The organism is Kosakonia sp. MH5 (genome assembly GCF_009935945.1).
Lineage (GTDB): Bacteria > Pseudomonadota > Gammaproteobacteria > Enterobacterales > Enterobacteriaceae > Kosakonia > Kosakonia radicincitans.
This window is the reverse complement of record NZ_QODH01000002.1, coordinates 1-14159: the sequence shown is the minus strand read 5'-3', so window position 1 is coordinate 14159 and position 14159 is coordinate 1. Positions and strand designations below refer to the sequence as shown.

The window sequence follows — 14159 nt, the reverse complement described above, 5'->3', positions numbered from 1 at the left end:
TTCCGTTACGCCATTGTTTTTGTGTATCGTTCGCAAAAAATCATTATCACTCATTATAAGTCTGCAAACGCTGAACACTGTGTTTTCTCAAAGAAAAGACCTTAAGATCGCCAGAGAGTAACGCAATAGCGGTTTTTTTTCATCTCTAATACACCTTCACTAACGATCTGCTTCTTAATATTTTTTCCGTTGATGGCACCTGCATGCGCAAAGTTTCTGTTTAGCCATTAATACAACCCTTGCAAAAAATAGTGATCTTTCGCCAGATGCGGTGCTATGCTCAGCGAACCTTGTTTAGTAAATTAAACACAAATCATGAAAACAACGCCTGAACTCTCCTGTGATGTATTGGTGGTCGGTAGCGGCGCCGCCGGCCTTTCCGTGGCATTACGTCTGGCAGCACAACAGCACAACGTTATCGTCTTAAGTAAGGGGCCAATCAGTGAAGGCTCAACATTTTATGCTCAGGGCGGCATTGCAGCCGTATTTGACGAAACAGACAGCGTTGAATCCCATGTGGAAGATACGCTGATTGCTGGCGCAGGAATTGTTGAACGTCACGCGGCAGAATTTGTCGCCAGCAATGCGCGCTCCTGCGTACAGTGGCTTATCGATCAAGGAGTGTTATTTGACACCGAGGTCGCCGCAAATGGCGAGTCCAGCTACCATCTGACGCGCGAAGGCGGGCACAGCCATCGCCGCATTCTTCATGCCGCCGATGCCACTGGTAAAGCGGTGGAAAATACTCTGGTCAGCAAGGCCATCAACCACCCGAATATTCGCGTACTCGAACGCTGCAATGCGGTGGATTTGATTATTTCGGACAAAATCGGCCTGCCGGGTACGCGTCGCGTTGTAGGCGCATGGGTGTGGAACCGAAATAAAGAACAGGTTGAAACCTGCCAGGCAAAGGCGGTGGTGCTGGCGACCGGCGGTGCATCGAAAGTCTATCAATACACCACCAACCCGGATATCTCCTCCGGTGACGGCATCGCCATGGCATGGCGTGCCGGTTGCCGGGTGGCGAACCTGGAGTTTAACCAGTTCCATCCCACCGCACTGTTTCATCCGCAGGCGCGCAGCTTCCTGCTCAGCGAAGCGCTGCGCGGTGAAGGAGCCTGGTTGAAACGCCCGGACGGTACGCGTTTTATGCCGGACTTTGATCCGCGTGGCGAACTGGCACCGCGTGATGTCGTCGCCCGCGCTATCGATCATGAAATGAAGCGCCTCGGCGTGGACTGCATGTATCTCGATATCAGCCATAAGCCTGCCGAATTTATTCGTCATCATTTCCCGATGATTTATGAAAAATTGCTGGGTCTGGGAATCGATTTGACCAAAGAGCCTGTGCCGATTGTGCCTGCTGCGCACTACACATGCGGCGGCGTGATGGTTGACGATCGCGGGCGTAGCGATGTCGACGGTCTCTATGCCATTGGCGAAGTGAGCTACACCGGCCTGCACGGCGCAAACCGCATGGCATCAAATTCACTGCTTGAATGTCTGGTGTACGGTTGGTCGGCGGCGGAAGATATTGCCCGCCGCATGCCACATGCACATGCCATTCCGGCGCTGCCCGCCTGGGATGAAAGCCGTGTCGACGACGCCGATGAGCGGGTTATCCTGCAACATAACTGGCACGAACTGCGGCTGTTTATGTGGGACTACGTGGGTATCGTACGCACCACAAAACGACTCGAACGCGCAATGCGCCGCATTACCTTATTGCAGCAGGAAATTGACGAGTACTACGCCAATTTCCGCGTCTCCAATAATCTGCTGGAATTGCGTAACCTGCTACAGGTAGCCGAGCTGATTGTACGCTGCGCGATGCAGCGCAAAGAGAGCCGCGGGTTGCATTACACGCTGGACTACCCCGATCAGCTTGCGGAATCCGGCCCGACGGTACTCTCGCCGCGCAGTTACATAAACAAGTAGAAGCTCTGGGTCAGCGCGGTGTAGCTGTCAGAATAGCGCTGATCCGGCCCACGAATCGCCAGCCGGTCGGCAAACACGTCGCCGGCGCGCGGCGAGAAGGCCAGCAGGACACGATGCGGCAAACGGCTTTCCGTTTCTGACACATCGGTTCGCAAACGCAAATGCCAGCCTATACCCAGCGCTTTCTGCGTGAAAAGCTCGCTGGCTTCAATCGGCAGCACAACGCAGAAAAAACCCTCTTCCGTCACCAGTGTAGCGGCAATTTCCAGCAATGCCTGATGATCAAGCGTAGTGGTATAACGCGCGCGATCGCGTTCTGGCGTCGCACATTTCACCCCTTCGTCAAAATAAGGAGGATTGCTGACAATCAGATCGTAACGCGCAGTATTCTCACTGCTCCACTGGCGAATATCAGCCTCGTGAACTGTGATACGATCTGCCCACGGCGATGCTTGCACATTTTCCTGCGCCTGAGAAGCAGCCTGCTCATCAAGCTCGACGGCATCAATGGTCACCGTCGGCCCGGTCCGCTGCGCCAGCATCAGCGCCAACAGACCGCTGCCCGTGCCGATATCCAGCACATGCCGTGCTTTCGATACCGGCGACCAGGCACCCAACATCAAACCATCAGTGCCCACTTTCATGGCGCAACGATCGTGTGCAACAAAGAATTCTTTAAACGTGAAGCCGTCACGGCGCAACTGAGCCTTTGGCTGGGACATCTTTACAACCTCAATACGGAAACAGGCGTAGCATAGGTGAAAGCAAAGCGCCGGAAAAGCGATAAGCAGACAACAGATGAAGATTCCAGCCGTAACGTCTATAATCAGCGCCCCACACAGAGGTAGATCATGACTGTAACGACTTTTTCCGAACTCGAACTTGACGACAGCCTGCTGGACGCGCTCCAGGATAAAGGTTTTACGCGCCCAACCGCTATCCAGGCAGCTGCCATTCCGCCTGCGCTTGAGGGGCGTGACGTCCTTGGTTCTGCGCCTACTGGTACCGGTAAAACGGCGGCCTATCTGCTGCCAGCGTTGCAACACCTTCTGGACTTTCCACGTAAGAAATCCGGCCCGCCGCGTATTCTGATCCTGACGCCAACCCGCGAGCTGGCAATGCAGGTTGCCGATCATGCCCGTGAACTGGCGGCGAATACCCATCTGGATATCGCGACCATTACCGGCGGCGTCGCCTATATGAACCACGCTGAAGTGTTCAGCGAAAATCAGGATATTGTGGTTGCCACCACCGGTCGCCTGCTGCAATACATTAAAGAAGAGAACTTCGACTGTCGTGCGGTAGAAACGCTGATCCTCGATGAAGCCGATCGCATGCTGGATATGGGCTTCGCGCAGGATATCGAGCACATCGCGGGTGAAACTCGCTGGCGCAAACAGACGATGCTGTTTTCCGCAACGCTTGAAGGCGATGCGATCAAAAATTTCGCCGAACGTCTGCTGGAAGATCCCGTCGAAGTCTCCGCCACACCGTCAACGCGCGAACGTAAGAAAATTCACCAGTGGTACTACCGCGCCGACAACCTTGAACACAAAACCGCACTGCTGATACACCTGCTGAAACAGCCGGAAGTCAGCCGTTCTATCGTCTTCGTGCGTAAACGTGAACGCGTGCATGAGCTGGCAGGCTGGCTGCGCGAAGCGGGCATCAATAACTGCTATCTCGAAGGCGAGATGGTACAGGTGAAGCGCAACGAAGCGATCAAACGTCTGACCGACGGTCGCGTCAATGTGCTGATCGCCACCGATGTCGCTGCGCGTGGTATCGACATTCCGGATGTCAGCCACGTCATTAACTTCGATATGCCGCGCAGTGGCGACACCTACCTGCACCGTATTGGCCGTACCGGCCGCGCCGGTCGCAAAGGCGCAGCCATCTCCCTCGTTGAAGCGCACGATCATCTGTTGCTGGGCAAAGTAGGCCGTTACGTTGAAGAGCCGCTGAAAGCCCGCGTCGTGGACGAACTGCGCCCGACAACACGAGTGCCAAGCGAGAAGCTGAAAGGCAAGCCGTCGAAAAAAGTGCTGGCCAAACGCGAAGAGAAGAAAAAAGAGAAAGAGAAGCCGCGCGTGAAGCAACGCCATCGCGATACCAAAAACATCGGTAAGCGACGCAAACCCAGTGCTGCAAACAGCGAGCAGCAAAAAACAGAAGAATAAAAAAACGCCGGGATATCCCGGCGTTTTTTATATCAGCCTGAAATTACAGGCTTTCAGTAAAGGTACGAGCAATAACATCGCGCTGCTGTTCCGGCGTCAGCGAGTTAAAACGTACTGCATAACCGGATACACGAATGGTCAGCTGCGGGTATTTTTCCGGATGCTCAACGGCATCAAGCAGCGTTTCACGACGCAGAACGTTCACGTTCAGGTGCTGACCGCCTTCCACACGCACTTCCGGTTTTACTTCCATCGGAATTTCACGATATTCGATAGCGCCCAGTTTGTTGACCGCAACCACTTCATCTTCCGCGAAACCACCTTTTGCACAGACGCAACGTGCTTCGCCTTTTTCGCTATCAAGCAGCCAGAACGAGTTCAACAGGTTGTCGTTTGCAGCTTTAGTAATCTGGATACCAGTAATCATGATTTGCCTCCCTTCGGCACATTATTCGATTAGCCGGTTTTCCCGGCCAATTGGTAAAACCATTGTTGTCTGATTGTTTATATACCAGTCTGACACCCCGCATTCTTTGATTTAAATCAATAAAAACCACACACTAAAAATGGTGATTAGGGAATATACTTGTTTTATATCAAGTTACGCGTTTCGGACCATCTTAAAACATTTGTAAATTTTCAAATTTTTTTGAGTAAATTCTGCAAAAGCCGACGGTGAATTTTGTTCTGCCGAAAGAAGCAGTTAAGCTACGGGGAACCAACTTCGCAGGAGAGCGGGATGACCACCTCATTAACATGGCATGATGTGCTGGCAGAAGAAAAACAGCAGCCCTACTTTATTAACACTCTCAGTACGGTTGCGGCTGAGCGGCAGTCCGGAATGACCATCTACCCACCGCAGAAAGATGTGTTTAACGCTTTCCGTTTTACCGAACTGGGCAACGTTAAAGTGGTGATTCTGGGGCAGGATCCCTATCACGGTCCTGGTCAGGCACACGGCCTGGCATTTTCTGTGCGCCCCGGTATCGCCATCCCACCTTCCCTGCTGAATATGTATAAAGAGCTGGGAAACACCATACCGGGCTTCGTGCGGCCGCAGCATGGTTATCTGGAGAGCTGGGCGCGCCAGGGCGTATTGCTGCTCAACACCGTGCTGACGGTACGCGCCGGCCAGGCGCATTCGCATGCCAGTCTCGGCTGGGAAACCTTTACCGACAAAGTGATCGCACTGATTAATGAACATCGGGAAGGCGTCGTGTTTTTACTCTGGGGTTCGCATGCGCAGAAGAAAGGGGCGATTATCGACAAATCCCGCCACCATGTTTTGCGCGCACCGCACCCATCGCCGCTCTCTGCGCATCGCGGTTTCTTTGGCTGTAATCACTTTGCGCTGGCAAATCAGTGGCTGGAGCGGCATGGAGAGCAGCCGATCGACTGGATGCCGACTCTGCCCGCGGAAACCGAATAAAAAAAAGCCAGCATTGCGCTGGCTTTTTTACTCTGCTGGCTAACGTCAGGCTTTGTTCTGCCGCCACCATTCTGCCAGCAACACGCCGGTTGCCACAGAAACATTGAGGCTTTCAACGTTGCCGGTACCCTCAATCGAGACGCTCAGATCCGCGCGGGAAAGCGTCGCATCAGATAACCCATCGCGCTCCTGGCCCAGTACCAGTACCATTTTTTTCGGTAACGTCGCTTTGAACAGCGGCGTGCCGTTGTGGCTGGAAGTCGTTACCAGCGCATAACCGGCCTGACGGAAATCTTCCAGCGCATCGGCAAAGCTGTCGCCAGTAATTGCCTGAACGTGTTCGGCTCCGCCTTCTGCGGTACGCACTGCTGCGCCAGATTCAATCACCCCAGCATCCTGCAACACTACGCCTTTGACGCCAAAGTGCGCGCAGCTACGCATAATCGCGCCGAGGTTATGCGGGTTGCCGACATCTTCGAGCGCCAGCACGCAATCCTCTTCACCGGCGTTCGCCACCCATTTCTGCACGCTCAGACCATTGCGTTTTTTAATCAGGAAGCAGACACCGCCGTGATGTTCCGTCCCGGACGCTTTCTCCAGTTCTTCGTCATCCACCACATGGTAGGCTTTGCGGTTTGCCGCCATCCAGCGCAGGGCTTCTTTAAAACGCGGTGTTACGCTCTGCACAAACCAGGCGCGAACAATGGATTCAGGACGGCTGCTGAACAGCGCCTGGCAGGCGTTTTCGCCGTATACGCGCGTCTCTTCCGCGCGCTGACGACGCAGCACTTCGGGATCGATAAAGCTTTTACCGCTGATACCGCCGTGATCCGGTTTCTCCGGCGTGTCGTCGCCCGGTGCGCGGGAAACGGTACGCCACGGTGAATCACCACGTTCACTGTAATTGTCTCGCTGCGGGCGGCGACTATTGTTGTCGCGAGCAGAACGGCCCCTGTCATCACGGCCAGGGCGGCCACGATCATCGCGGGCAGTACGACGGTCATCTCCGGCACGAGACGACGATCCTGCACGTGCTGGCCCTTTCCCGGTGCGCGGGTTTTGGCCACGTTTATCGGAATCATCATCACTGCGGACATACATCACTTTGACCTTGCCGCTTTTGTTCTTTAATTCATCGTTCATGCTTTTCTCCACCAGCGCTGCGCGAAGCGCGCAGATTACCTGATGTCCTTGCGCTTCGCCATTAATTCGTTCAAAAGCTATCGACTATTGTATTCATTGAACAAAACGCATTGTCGTTTAAAACCTTCTTATTAATAATATGTAACATAGTAGAAACATACCGGCAGTCATGCCGCTCTGTACCATCGCTTTTCCTGAGGTTAGTTATGAATACCGTATGTGCAAGCTGTCAGGCGCTGAACCGCATTCCCGAAGAGAGAATGAACGACGGCGCAAAATGTGGACGCTGTGGACACGAGCTGTTCGATGGAGATGTGATCAACGCTACCGGTGAAACGCTGGATAAATTACTGAAAGACGATCTGCCCGTGGTCGTTGATTTCTGGGCACCATGGTGCGGCCCGTGCCGCAGTTTTGCGCCGATTTTTGAAGATGTGGCGGAAGAACGCAGCGGCAAAGTGCGATTTGTCAAAGTGAACACCGAAGCTGAACGTGAACTGAGCGCGCGCTTCCGCATTCGCAGTATTCCAACCATTATGCTGTTCAAAAATGGTGAAGTTGTCGACATGCTCAGCGGTGCCGTGCCAAAAGCACCGTTCGACAGTTGGCTCAACGAATCACTGTGATCCCGTCGGGGCGCATCTTGTGCCCCGTTTTCAGCTCTGCGACAATGGCGTTTTTATTGCGCAATCCCCATGACCGAAAACGCTGTTCTTCGACTCCGTGCCGAACGCCTTGCCCGTTCGACGCGTCCGTTTCTTGCCCGTGGTAACCGTATCCGTCGCTGCCAGCGTTGCCTGCTGCCGCTGCGCCAGTGCCTGTGCGAGACGTTAAAACCCGCAACCGCCAACAGCCGTTTCTGCCTGGTGATGTTCGATACCGAACCGATGAAACCGAGCAATACCGGAAGGCTGATCGCCGACGTGTTACCCGATACGCTGGCTTTTCAGTGGTCGCGCACCGAACCGCCGCAGGCACTTATCGATCTCTGCCGCAGTGAGACGCATCAGCCAATGGTGGTATTTCCCGCCTCTTATGCGGGCAGCGAACGCCAGGTGCTGAGCGCGCCGCCGTCAGGCAAACCACCGCTGTTTATTATGCTGGACGGTACCTGGACCGAAGCGCGTAAAATGTTCCGCAAAAGCCCTTATCTGGATGCGCTGCCGGTTATCTCTGTGGATCTCTCGCGAGTTTCCGCTTACCACCTGCGGGAAGCGCATGCCGACGACCAATATTGCACTGCGGAAGTGGCGATTGCGCTGCTGGATATCGCGCGCGACAACGCAGCCGCACAGGCACTCGGCGAACATTTCGCGCTCTTTCGCGAACGTTATCTGGCAGGTAAAACACGCCATCCATCCGCTATCACAGCAAACGCAACTGAAAACGTTTAGAATCATCGGATCTCTCTTAAGCGGAGGCCGGTATGAGCCAACGAGGGCTGGAAGCGTTATTACGTCCCCGATCGATTGCGGTGGTGGGCGCGTCAATGAAGCCGGATCGCGCAGGTTTTCTGATGATGCGCAATTTACTGGCGGGAGGATTTGCCGGGCCGGTATTGCCGGTCACGCCCGCTTATAAAGCGGTTCAGGGCGTGCTGGCCTGGCCGGATGTCGCCAGCCTGCCGTTTACGCCCGATCTGGCGGTGCTATGCACGCACGCCAAACGCAACCTTGAACTGCTTGATGCTCTGGGGCAAAAAGGCTGCAAAACCTGCATTATTCTCTCGGCGCCGCCCGAACAACATCCGCTTCTTCTGGCCTGCGCGTCGCGCTATCAGATGCGCCTGCTCGGTCCGAACAGCCTCGGTTTACTGGCTCCGTGGCAGGGGCTGAACGCCAGTTTTTCGCCGGTGCCGATTACGCGCGGCAAACTGGCGTTTATCTCCCAGTCAGCGGCAGTGTCGAATACGATCCTCGACTGGGCGCAACAGCGCGAGATGGGATTTTCTTACTTCATCGCGCTGGGTGATAGCCTGGATATCGATGTTGACGAATTGCTGGATTTTCTCGCGCGGGACAGTAAAACCAGCGCCATTCTGCTCTATCTGGAACATTTAAGCGACGCGCGTCGCTTTGTCTCCGCCGCCCGCAGCGCATCACGAAATAAACCTATTCTGGTTATCAAAAGCGGCCGCAGCCCGGAAGCGCAGCGATTATTGCAGGTGCATTCTGGTCTTGATCCCGCCTGGGATGCTGCGATTCAGCGAGCTGGCTTGCTGCGTGTCCAGGATACACATGAACTGTTTTCCGCGGTAGAAACGCTCAGCCATATGCGTCCGCTGCGTGGTGAGCGCCTGATGATCGTCAGTAATGGCGCCGCGCCGGCAGCGCTGGCGCTGGATGAACTTTGGCTGCGTAATGGCAAACTGGCGGCGCTCAGCACAGAGACGCTGGCCCGTTTGCACACAGCATTACCGGATTACGTCGTCCCCGGTAACCCGCTTGATTTACGCGATGATGCCGGTAATGAGCGTTATGTCGCAGCGCTTAATATTTTGCTCGACAGCCAGGATTACGACGCGTTGATGGTGATCCATGCGCCCAGCGCCGCCGCGCCGGGCAGTGAAAGCGCAGTAACATTGATCGACGCACTGAACAAACATCCGCGCGGGAAATATGTGACGGTGCTGACCAACTGGTGCGGCGAATTTTCTTCGCAGGAAGCGCGACGCCTGTTTAGCGAAGCGGGTTTACCCACTTACCGCACGCCTGAAGGCACCATTACGGCGTTCATGCACATGGTGGAGTATCGACGCAACCAGAAACAACTCCGCGAAACACCCGCGATATCCCTCAGCATGACGGCGAATACCGCCGAAGCGCATCATCTGTTGCAGCAAGCGTTGATGGAGGGCGCAACGACGCTGGATACTCATGAAGTCCAGCCGATTTTAGGTGCCTGGGGGCTACAAACTCTGCCGACATGGATTGCCAGTGACAGCGCTGAAGCCGTGCACATTGCCGAACAGATCGGTTACCCGGTCGCCTTAAAATTGCGTTCGCCGGATATTCCTCATAAATCCGAAGTTCAGGGGGTGATGCTTTATCTGCGCACAGCGAACGAGGTGCAGCAGGCAGCGGATGCAATTATCGATCGTGTGAAAATGAATTGGCCGCAGGCGCGTATTCACGGTTTGCAGGTGCAAAGCATGGCAAACCGCGCGGGGGCGCAGGAACTGCGAGTGGTTGTCGAACATGATCCTGTGTTCGGCCCGTTGATTATGTTAGGCGAAGGCGGCGTTGAGTGGCGGGCAGAAGATCAGGCCGCCGTTGCGCTACCGCCGCTGAATATGAATCTCGCCCGTTATCTGGTGATCCAGGCGATTAAAAGTAAAAAGATCCGCGGGCGCAGCGCGTTACGCTCGCTGGATATTGCCGGCTTAAGCCAGTTTCTGGTGCAGGTTTCGAATCTGATTGTTGATTGCCCGGAAATTGAGCGGCTGGATATTCATCCTTTACTTGCCTCCGGTAGCGAATTTACCGCGCTGGATGTAACCATGACCATTTCCTCCGCTGCCGGAAACGGTGAAACGCGTCTCGCTATACGTCCCTATCCTCAGCATCTGGAAGAAGAGGTGGAGATGAAAAATGGCGAGCGGTGCCTGTTCCGCCCGATTCTTCCGGAAGATGAGCCTCAGCTACAGCGCTTTATCGCCCAGGTGACAAAAGAGGATCTTTACTACCGTTACTTTAGCGAGATCAACGAATTTACCCATGATGATTTAGCGAATATGACGCAGATCGACTACGATCGGGAAATGGCATTTGTTGCAGTACGCCGCACAGATCAAGGTGAAGAAATTCTGGGCGTTACGCGTGCGATTTCCGACCCGGATAATATCGACGCTGAATTTGCTGTGCTGGTTCGTTCCGATTTGAAAGGGCTCGGGCTTGGTCGACGTTTACTTGAGAAGCTTATCAGTTATACCCGGGATCACGGACTTAAGCGCTTGAATGGTATTACTATGCCCAACAATCGCGGCATGGTGACGCTGGCGCGTAAACTGGGATTTGACGTTGATATTCAGCTGGAAGATGGCATTGTGGGATTGTCTCTCCAACTCATGAAGACGGATGAATCCTGAGTAAGGTACTGGAAATGTTGACTACTTTAGCAGGCACGGTGTTATTATTGCCCGCTTATGTCGTCTGCATGGTACAGAAGACCCTTCAATAAACAGAGAAGAAACGCACTGTGATGTTGTCAAAATTTAAGCGTAATAAACATCAACAACACCTTGCCCAACTCCCCAAGATTGCTCAGTCAGTTGATGACATAGAGTTTTTCTACTCACCCGCTGATTTCAGGGAGACGCTGCTGGCGAAAATCGCCAGTGCTACGCGCCGGATCTATATCATCGCCCTGTACCTGGAACAGGACGATGGCGGGAAAGGAATTCTGCATGCGCTGTATGAAGCCAAGCGCCAGCGCCCGGAACTGGATGTCTGTGTGCTTGTCGACTGGCACCGCGCCCAGCGTGGCCGCATTGGCGCAGCGGCATCCAATACCAACGCCGACTGGTACTGCCGCCTTGCTCAGGAAAATCCGGACGTTGTGCTCCCGGTTTATGGCGTTCCTGTGAATACGCGTGAAGCGCTCGGCGTGCTGCATTTCAAAGGATTTATCATTGATGACAGCGTGCTTTACAGCGGCGCAAGCCTCAATGATGTCTATTTGCATCAGCACGATAAGTATCGCTATGACCGCTATCAGTTGATCCGCAACCCGCAAATGGCGGATATCATTCGTAACTGGGTCGATCAGAATCTGATTCAGGGGCGCGGCGTAAATCGTCTTGATAATGCTCAGCGTCCGAAAAGCCCGGAAATCAAAAACGATATCCGTCTGTTCCGTCAGGAGCTGCGCGATGCCACATACCATTTCCAGGGCAATGCGGATAACGATCAACTGGCGGTCACGCCGCTGGTCGGTCTGGGTAAATCCAGCCTGCTGAACAAAACTATTTTCCATCTGATGCCGTGTGCAGAGCACAAGCTGACGATCTGTACCCCCTACTTCAACCTGCCTGCGGTGCTGGTGCGTAACATTATCCAGCTACTGCGCGATGGTAAAAAAGTGGAAATTATCGTTGGCGACAAAACGGCGAATGACTTTTTCATTCCGGAAGATCAACCGTTCAAAATCATCGGCGCGCTGCCTTATCTGTATGAAATCAATCTGCGTCGTTTCCTGAGCCGGCTACAGTATTACGTTAACACCGATCAGCTAGTTGTGCGTTTATGGAAAGATGATGATAACAGCTATCACCTGAAAGGAATGTGGGTGGATGACGAATGGATCCTGCTGACAGGTAACAACCTGAACCCCCGCGCCTGGCGGCTGGATCTGGAAAACGCCATCCTGATCCACGATCCGAAACATGAACTGGCGGCCCAGCGCGACAAAGAGCTGGAGCTTATCCGCACGCATACGACCGTGGTGAATCATTATCGTGATTTGCAAAGCATTGCGGATTATCCGGTAAAGGTACGCAAACTTATTCGCCGGTTGCGCCGTATCCGCATCGATAAGCTGATAAGCCGTATTCTTTAAAACTAAGCCCCGTCTCTGCGATGGGGCTTTTTTTCGGGTCTGCTGATGAAATACATGATGATAGCAAGTGTGGTGCTACTGACAGGCTGTAGCCATATGGCGAATGATAGCTGGAGTGGGCAGGATAAGGCGCAGCATTTTCTGGGCTCCGCCATGCTTTCTGCCGCCGGTAACGAGGTAGCGCAACATCAGGGATATAGCCGCGATCGTAGCGCAATGGTAGGGCTGATGTTTTCAATTAGCCTTGGCGCATCGAAGGAGCTTTGGGACAGCCGTCCGGCGGGGAGTGGCTGGAGCTGGAAAGATTTCGCATGGGATGTTGCCGGTGCCACAACGGGTTATACCGTGTGGCAACTGGCAAATCACTAAAGACGGATGCCTTTCCCTTTACGATGAAGCATAAGCGAAACCAGAAATGCTAAGGCTCCCAGCACAGTGACGTACCAGAAAAAAGCGGTTTCTACACCGAATGACTTCAATGACAGCGCCACATATTCCGCCGAACCGCCAAATAACGCATTTGCCACGGCATAAGAAAGACCGACACCCAGAGCGCGTACCTGTGCGGGAAACATTTCTGCTTTCAGGATCCCGCTGATTGAGGTGTAAAAGCTGACGATCACCAGCGCCAGCATCACCAGAGCAAATGCCGCGTATGGCGACGTGACGCTGTGCAATGCACTGAGAATCGGTACTGTGCACACCGTTGAAAGACCGCCGAAGAGCAGCATTGATGTGCGGCGCCCAATCTTATCGGATAAAGCACCAATAATCGGTTGGATCAGCATGAAGACAAACAGAGCTACAGTCATAATGATGCTGGCAACGTTCGCGTGCATACCCGCCGTATTAACCAGGTATTTCTGCATATAAGTGGTGAAGGTGTAAAACGCCAGCGATCCTCCCGCCGTGAACCCAAGCACCATCAGAAAAGCTTTACGGTTGCGCCATAATCCTTTCATTGAACCAGCTTCTTTTAAAGCCCGAACTTCTTGCTGCGATGTTTCATCCAGTTGGCGGCGTAGCCAGAGAGCGACAATAGCCAGCACTGCTCCAATAGCAAAGGGAATACGCCAGCCCCATGCGCGTAATTCAGCATCATCAAGGATCTGTTGCAGGATCACGACAACCAGTAGCGCCAGCAGTTGCCCACCGATCAGCGTAACGTACTGGAATGACGCGTAAAAACCTTTACGCCCTTCCACGGCGACTTCGCTCATATAGGTCGCGCTGGTGCCGTACTCGCCGCCGACAGAAAGCCCCTGGAACAAACGGGCAATCAATAATAGTGCCGGAGCCCAGGTGCCGATTGCGTCATAACCTGGTAAACAGGCAATGACCAGCGATCCAAAGCACATCATGCAGACAGAGATCAGCATTGAGGTTTTACGCCCGCGGCGATCGGCGATTCGACCGAATAACCATCCGCCAATAGGACGCATCAGAAAACCGGCGGCAAATACGCCTGCGGTTTGTAATAGCTGGGTTGTCGTGTTGCCTGCCGGAAAAAAAATATGAGCAAAATAGAGAGAGCAAAAGGAGTAGACATAGAAATCAAACCACTCCACCAGGTTGCCCGATGAAGCACCAATAATCGCCCACACCCTTCTACGAGTATCGCTGCTGGTGAGCGATTCACGCGTTGTTATGCTGCTTTCAGCCATTCGAATGATACTCCTGCCAGAGCCAGAGGTTACTTGCCCATGGTGAGTATCCTTGTCCACCACTGCGCAAAGATAGAAATGTTACATATTTGTTATAATTAAATCGTGATTACAATCACGTTTTAGCTTAGCAGGATAAGCAATTAAGAATATGACCTGACCAGGAAAATAAATAAAGCAAAAAAGCCCCGTGCCGGGGCACGGGGCTTCCTGTCTCTTCCGCCCGGACGCAAAAAGGCCATCCTTCCG

At 53.6% G+C, this 14159-nt stretch carries 12 protein-coding genes; 8 read left to right on the top strand and 4 right to left on the bottom strand.

Annotation, left to right across the window (positions count from 1 at the left end; genetic code table 11):
- The first annotated feature begins 315 nt into the window (after positions 1 to 315).
- Positions 316 to 1938 carry an L-aspartate oxidase gene (gene nadB, locus DK872_RS06480; protein ID WP_161518159.1) on the top strand — a complete coding sequence of 541 codons (1623 nt, stop codon included), beginning with the start codon at positions 316 to 318 and terminating at the stop codon, positions 1936 to 1938.
- On the opposite strand, the gene DK872_RS06475 is transcribed toward nadB, so the two are convergent.
- Positions 1923 to 2660 (bottom strand): tRNA1(Val) (adenine(37)-N6)-methyltransferase, encoded by a 738-nt coding sequence (locus DK872_RS06475; protein WP_007370768.1) that lies wholly within the window; start codon positions 2658 to 2660, stop codon positions 1923 to 1925. The two genes, nadB and DK872_RS06475, sit on opposite strands and share 16 nt — an antisense overlap.
- A 129-nt stretch (positions 2661 to 2789) precedes the next feature.
- On the opposite strand from DK872_RS06475, the gene srmB reads away from it, so the two are divergent.
- Entirely contained in the window at positions 2790 to 4118 is a 1329-nt protein-coding gene (gene srmB / locus DK872_RS06470) for an ATP-dependent RNA helicase SrmB (RefSeq protein ID WP_007370767.1), read from the top strand.
- Positions 4119 to 4161: 43 nt separating this feature from the next.
- Here the strand turns inward: srmB and grcA are convergent, their stop codons facing one another.
- Positions 4162 to 4545, bottom strand: a complete 384-nt coding sequence (gene grcA, locus DK872_RS06465; RefSeq protein ID WP_007370766.1) for an autonomous glycyl radical cofactor GrcA — start codon at positions 4543 to 4545, stop codon at positions 4162 to 4164.
- 312 nt (positions 4546 to 4857) lie between these two features.
- Here grcA and ung point away from each other — a divergent pair, with 312 nt between their 5' ends.
- A complete protein-coding gene (gene ung, locus DK872_RS06460; RefSeq protein ID WP_161518158.1) occupies positions 4858 to 5547 on the top strand; it encodes a uracil-DNA glycosylase in 690 nt (229 codons plus the stop codon).
- A gap of 45 nt (positions 5548 to 5592) precedes the next feature.
- Here the strand turns inward: ung and DK872_RS06455 are convergent, their stop codons facing one another.
- On the bottom strand, positions 5593 to 6690 hold the full coding sequence (locus DK872_RS06455; protein WP_007370764.1) for a tRNA/rRNA methyltransferase: 1098 nt from the start codon (positions 6688 to 6690) through the stop codon (positions 5593 to 5595).
- 206 nt (positions 6691 to 6896) lie between these two features.
- Here DK872_RS06455 and trxC point away from each other — a divergent pair, with 206 nt between their 5' ends.
- From trxC to DK872_RS06430, 5 genes are all read left to right on the top strand, one after another.
- Entirely contained in the window at positions 6897 to 7316 is a 420-nt protein-coding gene (gene trxC, locus DK872_RS06450; RefSeq protein WP_007370763.1) for a thioredoxin TrxC, read from the top strand.
- 69 nt (positions 7317 to 7385) lie between these two features.
- Positions 7386 to 8084 (top strand): tRNA-uridine aminocarboxypropyltransferase, encoded by a 699-nt coding sequence (locus tag DK872_RS06445; protein WP_007370762.1) that lies wholly within the window; start codon positions 7386 to 7388, stop codon positions 8082 to 8084.
- A gap of 32 nt (positions 8085 to 8116) precedes the next feature.
- Positions 8117 to 10777: a protein lysine acetyltransferase gene (pat, locus tag DK872_RS06440; RefSeq protein ID WP_079517525.1), complete on the top strand. Its 2661-nt coding sequence runs from the start codon at positions 8117 to 8119 to the stop codon at positions 10775 to 10777.
- 113 nt (positions 10778 to 10890) lie between these two features.
- Complete coding sequence (pssA, locus tag DK872_RS06435; RefSeq protein ID WP_161518288.1) at positions 10891 to 12246, top strand: CDP-diacylglycerol--serine O-phosphatidyltransferase; 1356 nt, start codon at positions 10891 to 10893, stop codon at positions 12244 to 12246.
- Between the two features lie 45 nt (positions 12247 to 12291).
- Complete coding sequence (locus tag DK872_RS06430) at positions 12292 to 12615, top strand: YfiM family lipoprotein (RefSeq protein WP_035888232.1); 324 nt, start codon at positions 12292 to 12294, stop codon at positions 12613 to 12615.
- Here DK872_RS06430 and DK872_RS06425 read toward each other — a convergent pair.
- Positions 12612 to 13910 carry an MFS transporter gene (locus DK872_RS06425; RefSeq protein ID WP_072441072.1) on the bottom strand — a complete coding sequence of 433 codons (1299 nt, stop codon included), beginning with the start codon at positions 13908 to 13910 and terminating at the stop codon, positions 12612 to 12614. The genes DK872_RS06430 and DK872_RS06425 overlap by 4 nt on opposite strands.
- Positions 13911 to 14159 lie beyond the last annotated feature (249 nt).

Excerpts from the sequence above, each read along its gene's own strand:
- nadB (WP_161518159.1), top strand. The coding sequence starts at position 316 with ATGAAAACAACGCCTGAACTCTCCTGTGATGTATTGGTGGTCGGTAGC.
- DK872_RS06475 (WP_007370768.1), bottom strand. The coding sequence starts at position 2,660 with ATGTCCCAGCCAAAGGCTCAGTTGCGCCGTGACGGCTTCACGTTTAAA.
- srmB (WP_007370767.1), top strand. The coding sequence starts at position 2,790 with ATGACTGTAACGACTTTTTCCGAACTCGAACTTGACGACAGCCTGCTG.
- grcA (WP_007370766.1), bottom strand. The coding sequence starts at position 4,545 with ATGATTACTGGTATCCAGATTACTAAAGCTGCAAACGACAACCTGTTG.
- ung (WP_161518158.1), top strand. The coding sequence starts at position 4,858 with ATGACCACCTCATTAACATGGCATGATGTGCTGGCAGAAGAAAAACAG.
- DK872_RS06455 (WP_007370764.1), bottom strand. The coding sequence starts at position 6,690 with ATGAACGATGAATTAAAGAACAAAAGCGGCAAGGTCAAAGTGATGTAT.
- trxC (WP_007370763.1), top strand. The coding sequence starts at position 6,897 with ATGAATACCGTATGTGCAAGCTGTCAGGCGCTGAACCGCATTCCCGAA.
- DK872_RS06445 (WP_007370762.1), top strand. The coding sequence starts at position 7,386 with ATGACCGAAAACGCTGTTCTTCGACTCCGTGCCGAACGCCTTGCCCGT.
- pat (WP_079517525.1), top strand. The coding sequence starts at position 8,117 with ATGAGCCAACGAGGGCTGGAAGCGTTATTACGTCCCCGATCGATTGCG.
- pssA (WP_161518288.1), top strand. The coding sequence starts at position 10,891 with ATGTTGTCAAAATTTAAGCGTAATAAACATCAACAACACCTTGCCCAA.
- DK872_RS06430 (WP_035888232.1), top strand. The coding sequence starts at position 12,292 with ATGAAATACATGATGATAGCAAGTGTGGTGCTACTGACAGGCTGTAGC.
- DK872_RS06425 (WP_072441072.1), bottom strand. The coding sequence starts at position 13,910 with ATGGCTGAAAGCAGCATAACAACGCGTGAATCGCTCACCAGCAGCGAT.